This is a genomic window from Parabacteroides johnsonii DSM 18315 (assembly GCF_025151045.1).
In the GTDB taxonomy this organism is placed as follows: Bacteria; Bacteroidota; Bacteroidia; order Bacteroidales; family Tannerellaceae; genus Parabacteroides; species Parabacteroides johnsonii.
The window spans coordinates 207,930-225,793 of sequence record NZ_CP102285.1 but is presented as its reverse complement, the minus strand read 5'-3'; the positions used below and the strand labels follow the sequence as shown (position 1 = coordinate 225,793).

Annotated in this window: 17 protein-coding genes and 1 pseudogene; 4 read left to right on the top strand and 14 right to left on the bottom strand. The window is 48.5% G+C overall.

The genetic code is table 11. The features are described from left to right. Nucleotides 1–285 precede the first annotated feature (285 nt). From NQ564_RS01100 to NQ564_RS01090, 3 genes are read right to left on the bottom strand one after another with little or no spacing between them, the layout of a single operon-like run. Entirely contained in the window at nt 286–1,653 is a 1,368-nt protein-coding gene (locus NQ564_RS01100; protein WP_008151964.1) for an efflux transporter outer membrane subunit, read from the bottom strand. Between the two features lie 18 nt (nt 1,654–1,671). Continuing rightward, on the bottom strand, nt 1,672–4,821 hold the full coding sequence (locus tag NQ564_RS01095) for an efflux RND transporter permease subunit (RefSeq protein WP_008151966.1): 3,150 nt from the start codon (nt 4,819–4,821) through the stop codon (nt 1,672–1,674). A gap of 8 nt (nt 4,822–4,829) precedes the next feature. Further along, a complete protein-coding gene (locus tag NQ564_RS01090; RefSeq protein ID WP_008151968.1) occupies nt 4,830–5,933 on the bottom strand; it encodes an efflux RND transporter periplasmic adaptor subunit in 1,104 nt (367 codons plus the stop codon). A gap of 219 nt (nt 5,934–6,152) precedes the next feature. On the opposite strand from NQ564_RS01090, the gene NQ564_RS01085 reads away from it, so the two are divergent. Both NQ564_RS01085 and NQ564_RS01080 read left to right on the top strand, forming a co-directional pair. Then, on the top strand, nt 6,153–7,199 hold the full coding sequence (locus NQ564_RS01085) for a sensor histidine kinase (protein ID WP_039848399.1): 1,047 nt from the start codon (nt 6,153–6,155) through the stop codon (nt 7,197–7,199). Continuing rightward, complete coding sequence (locus tag NQ564_RS01080; RefSeq protein WP_008151973.1) at nt 7,196–7,900, top strand: LytR/AlgR family response regulator transcription factor; 705 nt, start codon at nt 7,196–7,198, stop codon at nt 7,898–7,900. The genes NQ564_RS01085 and NQ564_RS01080 overlap by 4 nt, the downstream gene beginning before the upstream one ends. A gap of 198 nt (nt 7,901–8,098) precedes the next feature. Here the strand turns inward: NQ564_RS01080 and NQ564_RS01075 are convergent, their stop codons facing one another. The 5 genes from NQ564_RS01075 to NQ564_RS01055 all read right to left on the bottom strand — a co-directional run bounded on the left by NQ564_RS01075 (nt 8,099) and on the right by NQ564_RS01055 (nt 10,893). Beyond that, nucleotides 8,099–9,052 carry a fibrobacter succinogenes major paralogous domain-containing protein gene (locus NQ564_RS01075; protein ID WP_008151975.1) on the bottom strand — a complete coding sequence of 318 codons (954 nt, stop codon included), beginning with the start codon at nt 9,050–9,052 and terminating at the stop codon, nt 8,099–8,101. Between the two features lie 39 nt (nt 9,053–9,091). Further along, nucleotides 9,092–9,754 (bottom strand): recombinase family protein, encoded by a 663-nt coding sequence (locus tag NQ564_RS01070; protein ID WP_008151976.1) that lies wholly within the window; start codon nt 9,752–9,754, stop codon nt 9,092–9,094. A 241-nt stretch (nt 9,755–9,995) separates the two neighbouring features. Then, complete coding sequence (locus tag NQ564_RS01065) at nt 9,996–10,298, bottom strand: hypothetical protein (protein WP_008151978.1); 303 nt, start codon at nt 10,296–10,298, stop codon at nt 9,996–9,998. 36 nt (nt 10,299–10,334) lie between these two features. Further along, the gene (locus tag NQ564_RS01060; RefSeq protein WP_129649707.1) at nt 10,335–10,607 is read right to left on the bottom strand and encodes a hypothetical protein; all 273 of its coding nucleotides are present in this window, start codon (nt 10,605–10,607) and stop codon (nt 10,335–10,337) included. 7 nt (nt 10,608–10,614) lie between these two features. Further along, a complete protein-coding gene (locus NQ564_RS01055) occupies nt 10,615–10,893 on the bottom strand; it encodes a hypothetical protein (protein WP_008151984.1) in 279 nt (92 codons plus the stop codon). A 14-nt stretch (nt 10,894–10,907) separates the two neighbouring features. Between NQ564_RS01055 and NQ564_RS01050 the strand changes: the two genes are divergently transcribed. Beyond that, a complete protein-coding gene (locus tag NQ564_RS01050; RefSeq protein WP_008151986.1) occupies nt 10,908–11,225 on the top strand; it encodes a hypothetical protein in 318 nt (105 codons plus the stop codon). A gap of 119 nt (nt 11,226–11,344) precedes the next feature. On the opposite strand, the gene NQ564_RS01045 is transcribed toward NQ564_RS01050, so the two are convergent. The 4 genes from NQ564_RS01045 to NQ564_RS01030 all read right to left on the bottom strand — a co-directional run bounded on the left by NQ564_RS01045 (nt 11,345) and on the right by NQ564_RS01030 (nt 14,825). Further along, nucleotides 11,345–11,716 carry a hypothetical protein gene (locus tag NQ564_RS01045; RefSeq protein WP_008151988.1) on the bottom strand — a complete coding sequence of 124 codons (372 nt, stop codon included), beginning with the start codon at nt 11,714–11,716 and terminating at the stop codon, nt 11,345–11,347. Nucleotides 11,717–11,747: 31 nt separating this feature from the next. Continuing rightward, the gene (locus tag NQ564_RS01040; RefSeq protein WP_008151989.1) at nt 11,748–12,251 is read right to left on the bottom strand and encodes a DUF4313 domain-containing protein; all 504 of its coding nucleotides are present in this window, start codon (nt 12,249–12,251) and stop codon (nt 11,748–11,750) included. A gap of 517 nt (nt 12,252–12,768) precedes the next feature. After that, on the bottom strand, nt 12,769–14,517 hold the full coding sequence (locus NQ564_RS01035) for a ParB/RepB/Spo0J family partition protein (RefSeq protein WP_008151995.1): 1,749 nt from the start codon (nt 14,515–14,517) through the stop codon (nt 12,769–12,771). A gap of 56 nt (nt 14,518–14,573) precedes the next feature. Further along, entirely contained in the window at nt 14,574–14,825 is a 252-nt protein-coding gene (locus NQ564_RS01030; protein WP_008151997.1) for a hypothetical protein, read from the bottom strand. 143 nt (nt 14,826–14,968) lie between these two features. Here NQ564_RS01030 and NQ564_RS01025 point away from each other — a divergent pair, with 143 nt between their 5' ends. Beyond that, entirely contained in the window at nt 14,969–15,280 is a 312-nt protein-coding gene (locus NQ564_RS01025; protein ID WP_008152000.1) for a hypothetical protein, read from the top strand. Nucleotides 15,281–15,338: 58 nt separating this feature from the next. Here the strand turns inward: NQ564_RS01025 and NQ564_RS01020 are convergent, their stop codons facing one another. Together NQ564_RS01020 and NQ564_RS01015 are read right to left on the bottom strand one after the other, a co-directional pair. Further along, entirely contained in the window at nt 15,339–15,482 is a 144-nt protein-coding gene (locus NQ564_RS01020) for a hypothetical protein (protein ID WP_157632070.1), read from the bottom strand. A 179-nt stretch (nt 15,483–15,661) separates the two neighbouring features. After that, nucleotides 15,662–17,620, bottom strand: a pseudogene (locus NQ564_RS01015) (helicase-related protein); the annotation flags it as partial. Between the last annotated feature and the right edge of the window lie 244 nt (nt 17,621–17,864).

Sequence of the window (17,864 nt, the reverse complement as noted above, 5' to 3'; positions counted from 1 at the left end):
CAAATATAGAGGATTTTTAGATAAATACCTCGGTTGGAATCCCCATATTCCGAGCGCCTCCGATGGTTTTTCGGATTCCACCACCTGATTTTGCGAAGTGAACGCCTTTCAAATTTAATACTCACTCGTCCAGCATATTTATATTCATACAGAAAATCCCAGAAGACTGCTATCTGCCGGTCTTCTGGGATTTCTTTGCAATCTCCCACTTGAGATGTTCTGTCAAAAAGCCTTCATAAAGCGATTTGCCATCCACGTGAAAAGTACAATCCTCGATATGAACCATTATTCACTCCCACCACCCAGTGAGCGGTAGAGATTGATGACTCCCTGTATCTCGTCGAAACGATCCGAAGCTGCATCCAGTTCAGCCTGCAACAATGTCTGGCGGGCTGTTAATACCTCAAGATAATTCTGCGAACTATGTTTCATCAACAATTCCGCACTACGCACAGCTGATGTCAGGGCGACAACCTGTTGCTCGTCAAGTTTCAGTCTTCCCCTTGCCGTCTGCCATTGCACCAGGGCATTATTTACCTCCGTACCGGCATCGAGCAGACTTTGCCGGAAAGACAGCAATGCCTCTTCCTGCTGTGCCTTGGCAACTTTCAAATTAGCTATATTCTGTCCCCGATTGAAAAGTGGCTGTATAAGCGAACCGACAGCAGAAAACAGCCATTGACCGGGATTGGTGATTGCGGCACCCGCCGCATTCGTCCATCCGGCAGAACCCGAAAGCGTAATTGACGGGAAGAATGCAGACCGGGCCCGGTTTGTTACATAGAACGCGGCCGCCAATGCAGCCTCGCTCTGTCGTACATCCGGACGGCGTTGCAGAAGTTGTAACGGTACCCCCACTAAAAGCGTGTCGGGAAAAGACTGGCCGGAAAGCGTCGAACGTGTGATGTCGCCCGAAGCAGATCCCAGTAATGATGATAAGGTGTTTTCCAACTCGGTAATCTGCCGTTCAAGCGAAAGCAGTGAGGCATCTACGGATAATTTACCAGCTTCAGTCTGTGCCACAGCCATATCGGTAGTCTGTCCCGCCCTTTTAAGGGCTTTCATTACACGCAGATTTTCATTCCAGTTCTCGGCTGTACGACGGCTGATATTAAGCTGTTCATCCAACATCAGCAAGGTGTAATAATTGTTGGCAATAGTGGCTATCAACTGGGTTTGTACAGCCTGACGATAGGCTTCGCTCTGTTCCAGAACAGCACGGGCTTCCCGTTTGGCATTTGTCAGCTTACCAAAAATATCAATCTCCCAGCTCGCCGAAGCCGCCAGATCGTATGTCTTGGTTGTCTTTCCATGTTCCGCCTTACTTATTGTCCCTTGAGGACTAAGGTTGACGGACGGTAAATAGGAAAGACGTGCCGATTTAAGAAGCGCCTCGGCCTCTTTGACACGCAGGCGGGCAATGCCCAGATCGGAATTATTGCGAAGACCTCTCTCAATAAGTTTCTGTAATTGTGGGTCTGTAAACAACTCTTTCCACGAAAGGTCGGCAATGGAAGCGGCACTGTCGGCAGGCGAAATCTGCCGGCGGTAAAGGCTGTCCACGACCGCCACGTCAGGCCGCTTGTAGGGACGGTAGATTGAGCATCCGCCCAATACCACCGACAAGCATATATAGATAATTATTTTCTTCATTGTACAAATATATTCTGTTTATTGATCTTTTTCTTCCAAATTCGGCAACTGGCGTTCAGGCATAAGACGTTCCTGCAAATATTGGAATACGATAAAAAGTACCGGCACAATAAAAAGCAGGGCAACCGTACCGATCAACATACCGCCGACCGTACCCACACCGATAGAGATATTACCATTGGCTCCCACACCCGAAGCGAACATCAGCGGAAGCATACCGAAAATCATTGTCAGCGAGGTCATCAGAATCGGACGCAGACGAACTTGGGCGGCAGACACCGCTGCCTGAGAAATGCTCATACCCTGACGACGGCGTTCCGAAGCATATTCCGTAAGCAGGATTGCCGTCTTGGCCAAAAGTCCTATCAACATCAACAAACCGATTTGCAGATAAATGTTATTTTCCAGACCGAACATCTTGGCAAAAAGGAAACTTCCGGCAAGACCAAAGGGAACAGAAAGGATAACCGCAATCGGAACAAAGAGACTCTCATAAAGGGCACACAGGATCAAGTATATGAACACTACACAAATGATAAAGATAACGGTCGTGGAACTTCCCGTTGAAGCCTCCTCACGCGACATGCCACCAAACTCATAGCCGTAACCGGCCGGCAGCGTCTCCGCCGCCACCTCACGTACTGCCTGGATAGCCTGCCCGGTACTGTAACCGTCAGCCGGAATACCGTTGACATTGATAGCCGAGAAAAGGTTGAAACGGGAAAGTGTCTCGGCTCCATATACACGTGTAAGTTTCAGATATTGTCCTACGGGACTCATCTCACCTTCATCATTCCGTACAAACATATTGTTCAGAGCCTCTGTATCCAAGCGATATTCGGGAGAAGCCTGTACCATCACACGATATAGCTTGGAGAATCGGTTCATGTTGGAAGCATAGTTACCGCCAATATAGCCGGACAACACGGAAAGCACATCGGATGGAGAAATGCCGTTACGCTTGCAACGGGAAGCGTCCACCTCCACAAGGTATTGCGGGAACTTGGTATCAAACGAAGTTGTGGCACGTGCAATTTCAGGACGGGCATTCAGCTTGTCGATCATCTGCCGGGTTATGGACAGTAAATCTTCTACTTTCCCTCCTTTTTGGTCTTGTACATAGATTTCAAAACCACTGCTCACACCATATCCCGGAATCATAGGGGGAGCAAAGACCATAATGTCGGCCGAAGCGATGTCGGCTGTACGGCGGTAGATTTCAGATATTACAGAATTGATGTCATCTCCTTTTTCTGTCCGTTCACTCCAATCCTGAAGACGGACTATGAACATACCATTGGCCGCTCCCTGCCCGCTAATCATGGCGTTACCCGTAATCTTGGAGAACATGCGGATTTGCGGAATGTCCTTGATACGGCGGTTGATCTCATCCATCACAAACTGTGTTTCCGCCAAGTTGCTTCCGGGAGAAGTACGTACATCTATGAAAACCGTGCCCATGTCCTCTTGAGGTACAAGTCCCGTCTTGGTCGTTTTCATCAGGAAAAAGAGTCCGGTACCGGCTATTACCAGCAATACGGCAGCCAGCCATTTACGTTTGAGCATGAAAAACACACCGCCTTTATATTTCATCACAACACGGTGGAAAGCCGTATCAAAAGCGACGTGGAAACGCGAGGAGAAACTCATCTTCTCTCCACTGCCGGTATCCGCGTGCGGAGTCATGATAAGCGCACAAAGAGCCGGACTAAGGGTCATGGCATTAAGCAGGGAAATACCTACCGCCACGGCCATCGTAAGACCGAACTGGGTATAGAACGTACCGGTCGTACCCCCCATGAAAGATACGGGAATGAATACCGCCATGAAGACGAAAGTAGTGGTTACCAAAGCGGAGGTTATATTGCTCATGGCATCTATGGTGGCAAGATAAGGGGACTTATACCCTTCATCGAATTTCGCCTGCACCGCCTCGACGACGACTATCGCATCGTCCACCACCGTACCGATTACCAGCACTAAAGCGAAAAGGGTCAGCATATTCAAACTAAAACCTGCCACGGCCAGAAAAGCAAAAGTACCGATCAGGGAAACGATGATTGAAACGGCAGGTATAAATGTGGAACGGAAACTCTGCAAGAATACATATACCACCAGAATAACAAGGACTATAGCCTCGATAAGAGTCTTGATGACATTTTTGATGGACGCGTCAAGAAAGTCCTTCGTACTCATCAGGTCAGCTATTTCCATACCCTTGGGAAGGGTTTCCCGAATATCCTCCACCACCTTGTCGATTTCCTCGATAATTTCATTGGCATTAGAACCCGATGTCTGGGCAATCATACAGTTGGAACCCGGATGCCCGTTCACCTCACCGATATAAGTGTAAGTACGCGATCCCAATTCGATAGTGGCCACATCCTTCAGCTTCAGTTCCTCACCACCGGGAAGGGACTTGATGACCATATTCTCGTAATCCTGTTCAAATTCATAACGGCCACGGTATTTGAGCACGTATTGGAAAGTGTTTTCCGATTCAGTACCTAAAGTACCGGTCGGAGCCTCCAGATTCTGTTCGTCAAGAACTGCCGTGATGTCGCTCGGAACAAGGCCGTAACGTGCCATCTTGCCGGGATCAAGCCAGATGCGTAACGAATAGTCCGATCCCATTACATTCACCTCACCCACACCGGCTATACGAGCCAGACGGGGCTCGATGTTAATTTTCAAATAATTGTTCAGGAATTTCTCATCGAACGAATTGTCCGGGCTGTATAGGGCCAGAGCCTTGATATTACTGGTCTGGCGTTTACGCACCGTAATACCGCTTCGGGTAACTTCGGCCGGGAGCAACCCTTGTGCGGAAGCAATACGGTTCTGCACGTTTACCGTTGCCATATCCGGATCTGTCCCCTGACGGAAATAAATACGGATATTCGCCATTCCGGCATTGGTAGCTGACGAGGTCATGTACATCATGTTCTCCACACCGTTGAGAGCTTCTTCCAGAGGCACCACAACGCTCTTCTGCACGGTCTCGGCATTGGCACCCGTATAGTTGGCCTGCACGCTTACCGTAGGCGGTGCGATTTCGGGAAACTGTTCGACCGGCAGCTGAACAAGGCTGATAATACCCAATATAAGAATGAGGACGGAGATTACACCCGCCAAAATAGGTCTATCAATAAAAGTCCTTATTTTCATGGCACAGCTTATTCATTAGTGGTCGTGTGAGTTTCTATCTCGGTTCCCTCGCGTACAAGACCGGCACCTTCGGCAATAATCACATCGCCGGGAAGCAGGCCGGACTCGACAATATATTCCGTCCCGTTATTCAAACGGAACACTTCGACCGGAGTTGATTTGGCCTTGCCGTCAACCACCTTATATACGAAGACCCGGTTCTGTAATTCATAAGTGGCAGCCTGGGGAATGGCAATCACGCTGTCACGGTGCGAAGGGACGAATACCGTACCGCTACCACCGTTACGGAGCAGTTTCTCCGGGTTGGCAAACTCCGCACGCAGACTCACCGCACCCGTACCTTCATCCACGGTTCCACTCACCGCATTGATTTTACCGGAATGGGAATATGCCTTGCCGTTACTCAAGGTCAGCTCCACATCGGGCATCCCGTCCATCGCTTTCTGAAGCGAGCCGTATTGTTGTACCAAGTCCAATATCTGGTTCTCGTTCATCGAAAAATAGGCATAAACGCTCTCGTCATCGGAAACTGTTACCAACGGTTCTGTAATATTGCTACCCACAAGAGCGCCCACACGATAAGGGATCATGCTGGCAACCCCGTTGACGGGACTTTTAACCTCTGTATAAGACAAGTTATTACGTGCATTGGTTTCCTCCGCCCGGGCTTGGGCAAGAGTGGCCTGAGCCTCTGCAAGAGAGTTACGGGCGGTTTGGAGATCAAATTCGGAGACCACGTTCTCCCGGAAGAGTTCCTCCTTGCTCTCTGCCGTAAGCCGCGCGGTAGCCAGACGGGATTCAGCACTCTTTACGTTGGCTATCGCCGTTTCAAGCGCGGCCTTATAAGGAACCTGGTCAATGACGAACAACACTTGTCCCTTTTTTACCACGTCACCCTCGTTCAAACGAATCTCTGTAATGATACCGTCCACCTGCGGACGTATCTCAACATACTGCCGGCCCCGCAGACTGGCTGCATATCCGTTTTTCAGTGTCTGGTCAGAAAATTCCACGCGAAGCGTCTTGTACTTGGCACCCGGTTCTTGCTGTTGTTTAGAACTGCACGAAGATAGTAATGCCGCAACTGATAATAAAATGAAGAAGCCTTTCATTTTTCCTGTTTATTTATTGTTATTGAATTAAAATTAGTCCTCCCGAAACGGTTGGCGGCAAATCTAAAAAGATTTTATCTATATTCTAAGAATGTGTTGATGAACGACGGAAATGTGTTGACGAACGACAATGCTCCGGCTTTTGGAGGTATGAGAACAAAGAATTATCTTTGCAGAAACAATCTAATGTTCAATCATTCAAAAAGATATAGAGTTCAGATGCTTCTGGAAGGAATAAAGAAAATAATGAGGGGGACAGCGGCATATCCCGGGATAACCCTCTGTGTGGACCTGCTTTTTTGCCTGGTCATATTGCCCCTGACCATACTGCTTGTCCCGGTGGACAAGTGGTTTGTAACCCAGCCCGCTTTTGTAGTGACACTGGTCATATACCTTTATCTGCTTTATTTCGTGTACCGTAAGGTCAATATCCCGTCACTTTTCATGCGCAAAAGGTATGGGAGGATCATAATGACAGTCGTCACTCTCCTGCTCGTGACCGAGCTGATGACACATTTTCCCCTGCCGGAAAACTCCCATTCCAAACTGCCGCTGGATTTCCGCCGTCATCTTCATTCCCAGACCGTATGGTTCTTTTTCCTTATCATATCCGGATTCGGACTGGCTATTGAAGTCACCTTCGAACTTTTCCGCCAGATGCTTGCCCGTCAGGAAATAGAAGCGGAGAAGAACCGTGCCGAACTGGCCATGTACAAGGCGCAGATAAATCCCCATTTCCTGTTCAACACCCTCAATACCCTGTATGGTCTGGTCATAACCAAATCCGACCAGACCGAATCCGCTTTCGTCAAGTTCTCCAATATCCTCAAGTATATGTACCATAATGCCTCCGTGGAGAAAATAGACATAAAAAGTGAAATAGAATATATACGCCAGTATGTCGAATTGCAACAGTTACGGCTCAACGACCATACCAAGGTCATATTCGAGAGCAGCACAGATCAGGATAACATCAAGATTCCTCCCATGATCCTGATTACCTTCGTGGAGAACGCATTCAAGTACGGGACGTCTTCTTCCGAAGATTGTACCATACTTATACGAATTGTTGTAGAAGACGGTACGCTGCTTTTTAAGACACACAATTCCATTATGAGAGAAAAAGAGCAGGATACTCCTTCCATAGGTATAGAAAATTGCCGAAAGCGCCTGAAACTGCTTTATCCGGAACGTTTCACGCTGCTTACGGAAAAGGATGAGAACAAACGGGAGTTCATAACGAAATTAATCATACAGCTTTCATGAGAAAAATCAAATGTGTGGCCATAGACGATGAACCCATCGCATTGCTTGTTATCCAGCAGTTCTGTGAAAGAAGGGGAGATATGGAAATCACCACTTTCTGTGATCCCCGCATCGGACTCGAAGAAATCATGCGGACAAGACCGGACTTGGTATTTCTTGATATTGAAATGAACGGTCTCAACGGTCTGGATGTGGCAAAAGCCTTGCCTTCGGAATGTACCCTTATCTTCACTACCGCACATGCCAAATACGCACTGGACGGCTTCAATCTGGACGCCGTGGATTTCCTGCATAAGCCCATAGCCTATGAACGTTTCGAGAGGGCCGTGGAGAAAGCCATACCACATATTGAAAGCCTTACGGAATCACGGCAGGAAACTATTGTTGTAAAGCAGGATTACAGCAGTATAACCGTACCTGTTTCCGATATATTTTATATTGAGGCGATGGAGAATTACAGCAGGATATTCCGGATAGATGGAGAAAACATCATTTCCAGACTCAATATAAAGGCACTCCATGAAATGTTACCAAAAAACGAATTTCTGAGGATACATCGTTCGTTCCTGATTCCGATAAACAAGGTCAGCCGGTTTTCCAAGCAGGAAATACACCTCCAAGGGCTTGAGAGAACCATTCCCATAGGAAGAAGCTACGCCAAGGACATATACGAAATATTATCACAAAAACGGGGGAAATAAATACCCATTATGCCGGAAGAGGCATACAGTCTGCAAAAACGACAGAACAACCTCTATCAGGAATCTCGTCCGAAGGAATCCAAGAACAAGAAAATCGCGATGACCGCCCGCTTGTGTAACAAGTGCATTCGGGCAGGAGCGGTCATCACAATCCTTATATCATATATAACCATGCGGTCTTGCCGGAGCAGCGCAGCTCTATGGGGTCTCACGCACGGGGCGCACCGAATAGCCGTAGGCACGACATTCTTGGGTATATTTAGGCGCAACTTGTGTTTGGGTGAAATGCAGGTAATAGGATGTTTTCGCATTATTCGGATTGGCCGACCAATAATTGCCGTTAAGTCCGCCATGTCCGCTACCGGCATAACGATAGCCGTGACATCCATAGAAAATCGTACCGCCGCTATTGTCCCAGTTCAACAGCCCATTCATTTTACTGCAATAGAATATCCACCCCGCATTGTTTGTAAACTCGTTATAATATTGCTTGTAAGGCGAATTGATTTTGCCATACGAGTAAGCAGGGGCCTCCGAAACGCCGTTGCCATTATGCGTGACTCCCGTGAACGCATTTGCAGGCGGCACACAATAACCTACTGGTGAGGGGTCGTAAATGGTTTTGACCACCTTGTCGGTCGCTCCGGCGGTCGTTTGGGTAGCGTTCCAAAGGTTATGATAAGGTGTTGAACACCAGTCGTCATATGCGGATCTAACATAATGGAAATGATAGGGGTGCTGTATGCCGAGGTTAATAGCGACCTTCCCTGTACCAGTCACTGATTCGTCAACGAAAGTGAACTTGTATTGTAATGGGCCATATTGATCCTTATCCAGATTGTACGCTTCATCGTCATAGAACAACGGGAGCATCGGGTCTTTGCGCCCGAACTGGTAATAGGTGCAGTTACCCAGCATTTCGGTATAATATCTTGTCTGGGTGATTTCGAATTCGTCCGACTGCTGCCCCGTACCGGTCTGCTTGAAACGCACCTTCACTTTGCGCTCTTTGTATTCCAAGCTGTTGCCGTTGCACAGGCCGAGTTCGACGCCCATGAATGTATATTGTCGGTTGTTGATGTTGGTAACAACCATGTCTTTCGCAATCTCTCCTGCCTTGTAGTCGTCGGTCGATGTTGGCTGCTCCGGCACGTAGTCCGTTCCCCTACCTTGTCACGGTAGTTCACCTTCCTAAAAACCCTGCCTGTACAACGCCCTCACTCTTCTCCTCTCCTCTTTCTCGTTCAAGGCTTTCATGACATCCTTGTACTGTTTGCGAAACTTGGCGAACGCGTCCCGCGAGATGTCGAAGCGTCTGCATATATCGGCAACCGAGCAGTCTCGTTTCAACATGCCGATAATGATGCGACGGTTCTCGATAAGCACATTCGTCTTGGTGTAGCTGCCTTTTTTCCTGCCAAGCACGGTACCTTCGGCTTTTCTCAAGGCGAGGGCTTCTTTCGTCCGCAACGAAATCAGGTTATGCTCTATCTCCGCCACAAGCCCGAAGGCGAAGCAGAGCACTTTGCTGTTGATGGTGTTGTCGAACGAGTAGCCTTCCTTGGTCGTGTACAGGTTAATGCCCTTTTCCAGACATTTACCCATGATGGACATGATGTCGGTCAATGTCCGGCTCAACCGAGACACTTCCGTCACGATCAGCGTGTCACCGCTTTTCATGCGTTGGAGCAGCCCGCCGAGCTTGCGGTCAGCCCGTTTTTTCTTGCCACTGACAATTTCCGTCACCCAATGATCGACACGAAGATTCCTACTGTCGGCGAAACGCCGGATTTCGTCCTGTTGGTTAGCCAGATGCTGTTTGCTCGTGCTAACTCTCAAATAACCTATTATCATAATTTTACGTATTACACGGCAGCGACATTGCTCCCGTTTTTTCATTAAATAATAATAAGCTATCGAATAGGTTGAGAGAGGATAACATAAGATTTATTCTGCAAAACTTATCTTATCGTTCACTCTCCGGCAGCATTCAGAAAGGGACAGAAAAAGGAGGCGCATCATAACGCCGTGCTTTACGGATTATGACACGCCTTCGGTGATCTACACACATCCCCTACCGGTGCGCTGCGGTCGGTCAGGAGATATGACAATCGAGCAATTCGCCCAGCTCGTCGAAACACACTTCATCATGTACGCACTCCGTGCCCGTGTCGTTCTGGAGATAGACGGCATAATGGTTCGAACCATTCAGTGCGATGATGACGAACCCGGTGTACATCCTCCCACTGACGTAGAATTTCAGTGCGGGCATATTTTCGAATACCGTGGCTATGAAGCCTTTGAGTCCCCAAGAGATAAGGGCGTTCGTAGGGACTAATGCTACCAGCAGTTCCCTGATGGTCTCTACGACCTGCATTACATATTCTTTTTTCATCATTCCATTGCTATTTAAGTGATTATTTGATACTTTGTTTCAGTCGAACCAATCGGGGTTATCCTCTTTCAGCACCTCGATCAATTCGTTGTCAGAGAGTTTAAGGTTTTCCGCATCGGTGAAATAGAACACCTCGTCGTAGATCCTTTCGGCTTCTTCACCAGCAAAGCCTTCGTTCTCGTCATCGAAGCTGCCCGGTTGCAAGGCGTCGAGCAAAGCTGTCGGGGCAATCAGCAGTTCTTCGTTCTCATTTGATTTCACTACGCGGCAACGGTAGGTGGTGCCGTCAAATTTCAATTCTTCTGTTTTCATATCGCTATTATCTTAATGGTATATTGTATCCATGTTTATCGAGGTATTCCATGATAGCTTTAGCTTCCTCGTGCGAAGCTCTGTTGCGGTCGTCGTATCTACGGCTGTCGTCCGCCATCACTTTGATACACTCTCTAATCAGCCGATAAAGGCTTTGTTGTAATGTGGGGTGCATGTCGGGAATCGCTGCCGCGAAGCGTTTCGGGTTGAAGTTGTAACTGTTTACCGCCATTTCCCACTCTTTGGCGAGCTTGTACTCTTTGCTTTCTCGAATTTCGTTGTCCATAATCTTAAATTTTAATGATTGTTGTTTTTCTTCCCTCTGTTCGGCTTCCTTATTCCGGAGCCGCTTCGGGTTTTATGGTGCATCAAAAGGCTGTCGGGAAAGCCTCTCCCGCTGTTTTTTCTTGCCAATTACTCTTGCCCGGCAAGGAAGAATTTGCAAGAAATGCACTTCAAAACAGCGGAACAGGCACGACAGCCTACCTTTGCAGCGATAAAACCTATGCGGTGACGGTAAGGAGAGCCAGACGGGAGAAATCGGCGGCTCTTGCTGCTATAAAAGGGAAAAGGCAGATAGAAAAGGAAACGGGCGGTGGCGGGGTATCCGGGCGGTAAGCTACAAAAGGACAATGCGTGCCGGTGGCGGACGGTGCTGAACGACTTTCATCGAGCAATGAACGAAAGCGGAAAGGGGGAAACCACACCGAGTATCGCTGCCGGTGCGGTTTCTGTTCTCAATTATCGGCTACCAGTGCTTTCAGCTCACGGAGCGCATGATAGATATGTTCGGGGCACAGCGCCGGGGAATAGACTTTCTCCAGCTCGTCCGGTTCGTCGGGCAACTCCGCATATTCGGTGGCGACCATTTCCAACCAATGTTTTTCCTCGTCCGCATAATAGCATTTGACGATGGTACGCAGCAGGCTTTTCAGCGGATTTCCCGGATAGACCTTGTTCGTCGGCATACTTCCGTTCACGGTTTCCGACATCTGCACTTCGTTAGCAGAAAGAAAAGTGACGGCACAAGGCTCGTCGTGCGCTTTCTTCTCTGCAACCACTTCGGCCAACCAAGCGGTCAGCAGGTTTACTTTTTCTTCTTTGTTCATATCGCTTATCTATTTAGAGAACATATATAATTTACTCGAACAAGCAGATGTTCGCTTTTTGGAAGGTCTGCGGGGCGTGCTGGTAAAGCAACGGCAAGTTCAGCATGACCATCGGGTATTCCACGAATCCGCTTCTGCGTTTGTAGCCGGAATCGGTCGCCAATCCGTTTGCAGTCAGGAACTCCATAACTTCCGGATAGTGATTGACATCAATGAAAGTACGGTCGGGCAAATCGAGTGCGTCCATTGCTTCCAAATTGACCGACAGCACGATATACTCGTCTTGGTCTTCTACCAACTCCAACGTGAGCGCTAACCAACCGTTCGGGTAAAATCTGGGGACGAGGTAATAACGTTCTCCTCGGAACTCGTATTCTTTCCGCATGAGAGATTCGTCCGGCTCTACGATTTCAAATTCATCTTCGCCGACGGTAAAGGTTATCATGGGATTACTGGCATTCACATACACGTCATCTACCTTGTAACACAAATAATTCACGTTTTCCGACCGAACGATTGCAAATTGAATCTTCATAACTTTTTCGTTTTAAGTAATTAAACATCTTGTTTTTTTCTTCCCTCCGTTCGGAAGCCATCAGGCTTCTTCCGTCGGGATTTGATTTTTACGTGCATTCAGAAATTGCCTTTAAGGAAAACCAGACAAGGAATTTGGGCGGAATTTTATAGTAGCGGTTTGAGCGGCAGCGAAATATGACCGATTGAAAATCGGGAAAGCCACTGGAAAATTACGTTCAAATAGCAATAGCGGTACTTGAATGCTTTTCCGGGGCAATACCTTTGCACAGGAAAAAGCAAGTCCTGACGGCAAGCAGCCTTAGTCGAAGCAATTCCAAGTATAATAGGGAGAATGAAACCGGTAGAAAGGGTGAGATTCGCAGAGGTATAAAAGGATAAGGAGAGAACAGCGGATTATAAAAGGCCGGGGTACAAAAGGTCTCGGAGGAAGTAAAACGGGTGTCCCGGCGTTGCACGTCCGTAAGGAAAAGAGCGGAACGGATTGCTCCGTCCTGCTCTTGAATTATGAATTACGGTCAGGCAGCCACTTCTTCGGGGTGTGGCAGTGCTTCGGGTTGCGCCTCTGCTGTGGACTGTGTATTTTCGGTCTCGGCGGCTTCTGCCTGCTTCTGCTGCTGTTCCTTTACCAACAGCACGGCTTTGCGTTCCTCGATACGTTTATGGCGTTTCTCATACACCTCATTGTATTCACTTTCAATTCCGGCGAGCGTATCGGGCATGTGCTTCCGTGCAAAGTCAAGCAAGAGAGTGGCGGCGGCGTTACTGCCGTTTGCACCTTTGAAATTGGCAATCAGAAAATCCCTGCGGATAACGGCTTTCTGCTTGGCCGTGAGGTTGGCGATGATGTCCATCTTTTCTTCGTCTGTAAGATGTTGGTAGGTTTCTTTCTCCCCGATGCCAAATATCCCGAAGTGTTCCTTGCGGAGAGACGACAGCAGGAAGAAATATATCATCTTTTCCTCGTCCTGCGTGAATTTGCTTTCGGACATATCGACGTCCAAAATCTGTTTCTTGGTGTCCTCTACGGTCTTTTCGAGGGCGATTTCCTTGTTTCGTTTGTCCTGCTTTTCCAATTTTTCCACCGGAGAAAGCGGTTTTTCGGTCGTTTCGTCCGTATCGGCGGCACTTGCCTTATAGCACAGCTTAATTTCTTTCTGCCCGATACAGATATAAAACGTGAGTTCGCCCGTGTCGATTCGTTCATGGATTGACCTACATTTTTCCATATATTTGCTGAAATCCTGCTCGTATTCCTCATGCGCTTGCTCGTATTCCTCGATAGTGTCGTATTCCTCTTTTTCGGGTGCTACCGGCACTTCGGGATATGCCGTTGCGTAGGTATTGAGGTGTTCGACCTCGTACCCCATCGCTTTCAGGCGTTCCACTACAACCATGTTATTGTTGAAATCTTGATAGCCCAACGATACGGAGGGGTATTGCTCTACGAACTGCAAGGCTTTCTCTACAAGGTATGAAGCGTTCATTTCGGCCAGACAGCTTCGGTTGGCGCATTTTCCGCAATCACCCTCGCAGAACAAGGTCATGTTGTTGGTATTGTGGGGACATGACAGACAAAGGGTCTTGTCGAATGCGTAACGTTCCAAGTCGGTCGTATAGTCTCGTTCGATATACTTCGCTACCTCGGCGGCTTTCAGTCCTCGCCAACTACTGTACAACATACTTTCTTCTTTCAGATGTTTTATGTACACTTCCCGTTGAATGTCCTCTCCGTAACGGCAGATTTCCGCTGCCACGCTGACGGTCAACTCGTCCTGCTCCAACAGCAGAGCGATTTCGGGTATCAAGGAAGCGAATTTAAGACGTGTGCGGATATAGCTTTCGCTCTTGCCGAATTGTACGGCCAACGACTGCACATCATAGCGACCACTCTCCATGAGTTTTTGATAGGCATTCGCTTCTTCCATAGGGGTAACGTCTTGACGTTGCAGGTTCTCTGTTATTGCCATTTCTTCGGCGGTCTCGTCCGAGACGTTCAGAACGACAGCCGGAATTTCTTCCAACCCTGCCATGAGGGAGGCACGGTAACGGCGTTCTCCGAAAACGATTTCGAAGCGGTCTGTGTCCGCAACGGGGCGCACTCCGATAGGCTGTATCACCCCCTGCTGACGAATACTTTCGGCTAACTCGGCAAGGCTTGTCTCGTCAAAATACTTGCGAGGGTTGTAGTTACTTGGTTGAACATTTGCCAATGCTACCGCTACGATGTTGTTCTCTGCTACTGTTTGAAATTTTTCTGTTGCCATAATTCATTTAATCTTAAAGGTTTGTAATTGATTTTTATATAAAGTTCTTTTATTTGTCAGTGTGTCGGGTCAAATTCGTACATCTGCGGATTGTCGTACCCCTCGAACGATAGCCGGAACGTGTCGAAGTCTTTCCTGCTTGCCAGTCTGACGGTATCTCTCGCTCCGATGAAGTAGGGTTCGTTCATTACCCGAAAGGGTGCGCCGAGCGTTATCCTATCTACCAATGTGCAAACTTTGTCGGGTTGTTCGGGCATGATATAACCCAATGCGTACTCGTTGTAAACTACCAATTTGATTTTGTCCATATTTCTGTATGTTGTTAATCGTTTTTTTTCTTTTCCCTTATCTCGGTTCTTTTCTGCCTGAACCGTTTTTGGGTTTTATGGATGCGGTACACGGCTGTCGGTAGAGCTTCATACGACGGCTTTTTTTGCCAATTACGCTCCGAATGGAGGAAGAATTTGCAAAAAATTCACTTCAAGCCGCCGAATCAAGCGCGACGGCCGACCTTTGCGTCCAAAAAACAAAATCGGTGATGGCAGGAAGTACCCGAAGAAAGCAGCAGATATGCCGGTTAGAACGGGAAGGCCGGCGTGCCGGAGATAAAAAAGAGAAATACAGCTACAAAGGGAGAATACGGCCCGGACAGCGAGAGCAATGGCCTGCCGAGGCAAACATCGGGGGGACTTTTTCTGCCTTGCATCGTGCCGGAGTTCCGACAGCACGACGCAAAGCAGAAGATGTCACCGTTTGCCCATGACGCGGCCGGCCCGAAAAGAAAAGACTACGGAAAGAAGGCGGAAAGTGCCGTAACAACATCAGGCAGACTGCCTCATGGCGCAGAATACCGTGTTATTTCGACAAGTCGAAGCTCCGGCATGTAGCGACACGAAGCGGGCTGCCGTTGTTCCGGCACGGCCTTCCCGTACCTTGCAATGTAGGGCGGGCTGCGGCACAGACATCGCACCGAGCGGTATAAAGGGGAAACCGCAGTTTTCAAAAGGGGTGAAATACTTGTGAAAGTATTCGTTAAAAAGGCGTTCCTCGCGGGATTGGATTTTAACGCGGCGTAAAAAAATCCCCCTGCCGGGTTGTCGCAACCGAGCAGAGGGGAAGGATTGATATATGAATTGAATTATGGTCAGGCGGCCTGTTCGATGTTCTCGTGTCCGGAAAGTGCAGTCTGCGTTTGTTCCGCCTTTTTGAGACTTTCATCGATCTTCCGCTGCAACTCCTTGCAGTCCAGTTTGAGTTTCGCCAATTCGTCGGCTTTGTTCCAGTTTCGGTCTATGATACCCTGCAAGGCCGGTACCTCGCTTTCCAGTTTTGCGATTTTCTCCTGCTGTCCCTCTATCAGTACGGACAGCCTTTTCAGCGTATTTTGCGGATATTGTGCCGATTCGACAAATCCCAAAGGGAGTGCGCCCGACATGCCGCAACGGTATTTCAATCCGTCCGTTCCCTCTACGAAGAACGTGTTACGGTCGAATATGCCGTCAATGGTATATTCGCTACGCACCAGCAGATTAAGCCCTGCATAAGAGCCTATCGTGCCGTATGCTCCGCTGCGGTAGGTCTTGGCTATGCGGTGCAGTTCCCGTCCGGTCTCTTCGGCTGTGGCCTGCGGCATGTTCAGGAGTAAAGTCGTCCGATTGCCCGTGTACGAGGTGATGTATTCCATGTCCTGCGTCATACGCGCCGCCATGCGGCTTGCCTTTTCCATTTCTTCCCGATTGGCGGTTAACTTGTACTCGGCTCTGATACGCTCTTTCTTGAAAATGGCGTGTTCACGTTCCAACTGCATAATCTTGTTATCGAGTTTCGTCTTTTCGAGCAGGTCTGTATTTCCCGACAGAACGGCCACGAACTCGGCGAAATTCATTCCGCTGTTCTCGTCCATGCAGTCCTCGTCGATACGGCGCACGGCAATCGTACCGTCATTGATTTGGTTGATGAACATTTGCTTGTTCTTTAACAGATTGAACTTGTAGGCGTCGAGTGTCTTTTCCGTGCCGTAAACCACCACGTCCACCACATTGCCGCCCCAGTGCTTCACCGTATTGCCCTTGCGTACCGCCCGCCCGTTGCGCTGTTCCATGTCGGCAGGACGCCAAGGTATTTCAAGATGATGCACCGCAACGGCTCTCTGCTGCGCGTTTACCCCCGTACCTAACATGCTCGTCGAGCCGAAAAGCACACGCACCCGACCTTGGTTCATGTCCTCGAACAGCCTTTTTCTCGCCCGTTCGGTGGTGGCGCACTGAATGAACTGTATTTCATCAGCCGGAATGCCGAGCCGTACCAGTTTGTCCTTGATGTCGGCATAGATGTTCCACTCGCCCGATTTATATGTGGAAAGGTCGCAGAAGACGAACTGTGTGCCCCGGTTGGCGTTCGAGCGCATGTAGTAGTCGTAAACCGTCCTTGCACAAACGGAAGCCTTATTGTTCCCGTCGTCGCCGAACCGTTCGCCCAACAGCCGCATATCGAGGGACATCTTGCGGGATATGTTGGTGGCGACAAGCATTTTCGCCTTGTCGAGATTATCCGGTTGCGGCATATCGAGACCGAGGTCTTCCCATTTTCCGCTATGTGCAAAGGAGACAAGACGCTCGATCATATCTTTTTGCTGTGCCGTAGGTTCGAGGGAAAGGAAGCGCACGTTCTCTTTCGGTATGTCGAGGTTTATCATCTTGGCGGTACGATAGTCGGTAATCTCCCGCAGGAACATCGCCAGTTCCGGGACTTTGATGTAGGTTCGGAAACGTTCTTTGCGTTTTACCTCTCCCGTTACGCTCAACTCATAGTCGGAGGTCTTTTTCGTGAATATGGCCGCCCATGCGTCGAAACAACTGATCCGTTGCCGCCGGAGTTCCTGCGGACGCAGGTATTTGAACATGACATACAGCTCGGTCAGCGCATTTACCACAACCGTACCCGACAAGAACGTAGCCCCCAAATCCTTGCCCGTGCGGTGCTGAATGTCCCGAATGGCGAAAAGCAGGTTCATCGCCCTTTGCGAGCCTTGCGTGTTGCCTATTCCGGCTACTCTCGTGTGGCGTGTCTGAAACATGAGATTTTTGAACATGTGGCTCAAATCCGAAAGTTTGGATTTATCGCAGAAAAATATATCGAAAAAATGGAAATCTGAATCTGACAATTTAGCTACATTTTTGGGTTTCAAGGGAATAATTGATAGAAAAACATAGTTGCAAATTTCCCAATTCACAAGAGGAGGAATATGTAAAACTCAATTTTAGAGAGGACGAACTTTTAATCTAAAACTTGACTATCCTTATCAGCAATGAAAAGAGCCATATCATTACTCAAAAATAGAGTTTGAT

Coding starts and splice junctions, on each gene's coding strand:
- NQ564_RS01045 (WP_008151988.1), bottom strand. CDS start 11,716: ATGAACAAAGAAGAAAAAGTAAACCTGCTGACCGCTTGGTTGGCCGAA.
- NQ564_RS01095 (WP_008151966.1), bottom strand. CDS start 4,821: ATGAAAATAAGGACTTTTATTGATAGACCTATTTTGGCGGGTGTAATC.
- NQ564_RS01055 (WP_008151984.1), bottom strand. CDS start 10,893: ATGGACAACGAAATTCGAGAAAGCAAAGAGTACAAGCTCGCCAAAGAG.
- NQ564_RS01080 (WP_008151973.1), top strand. CDS start 7,196: ATGAGAAAAATCAAATGTGTGGCCATAGACGATGAACCCATCGCATTG.
- NQ564_RS01030 (WP_008151997.1), bottom strand. CDS start 14,825: ATGGACAAAATCAAATTGGTAGTTTACAACGAGTACGCATTGGGTTAT.
- NQ564_RS01070 (WP_008151976.1), bottom strand. CDS start 9,754: ATGATAATAGGTTATTTGAGAGTTAGCACGAGCAAACAGCATCTGGCT.
- NQ564_RS01100 (WP_008151964.1), bottom strand. CDS start 1,653: ATGAAGAAAATAATTATCTATATATGCTTGTCGGTGGTATTGGGCGGA.
- NQ564_RS01020 (WP_157632070.1), bottom strand. CDS start 15,482: ATGTCTGTGCCGCAGCCCGCCCTACATTGCAAGGTACGGGAAGGCCGT.
- NQ564_RS01035 (WP_008151995.1), bottom strand. CDS start 14,517: ATGGCAACAGAAAAATTTCAAACAGTAGCAGAGAACAACATCGTAGCG.
- NQ564_RS01090 (WP_008151968.1), bottom strand. CDS start 5,933: ATGAAAGGCTTCTTCATTTTATTATCAGTTGCGGCATTACTATCTTCG.
- NQ564_RS01025 (WP_008152000.1), top strand. CDS start 14,969: ATGGAGGAAGAATTTGCAAAAAATTCACTTCAAGCCGCCGAATCAAGC.
- NQ564_RS01065 (WP_008151978.1), bottom strand. CDS start 10,298: ATGATGAAAAAAGAATATGTAATGCAGGTCGTAGAGACCATCAGGGAA.
- NQ564_RS01040 (WP_008151989.1), bottom strand. CDS start 12,251: ATGAAGATTCAATTTGCAATCGTTCGGTCGGAAAACGTGAATTATTTG.
- NQ564_RS01085 (WP_039848399.1), top strand. CDS start 6,153: ATGCTTCTGGAAGGAATAAAGAAAATAATGAGGGGGACAGCGGCATAT.
- NQ564_RS01050 (WP_008151986.1), top strand. CDS start 10,908: ATGATTGTTGTTTTTCTTCCCTCTGTTCGGCTTCCTTATTCCGGAGCC.
- NQ564_RS01060 (WP_129649707.1), bottom strand. CDS start 10,607: ATGAAAACAGAAGAATTGAAATTTGACGGCACCACCTACCGTTGCCGC.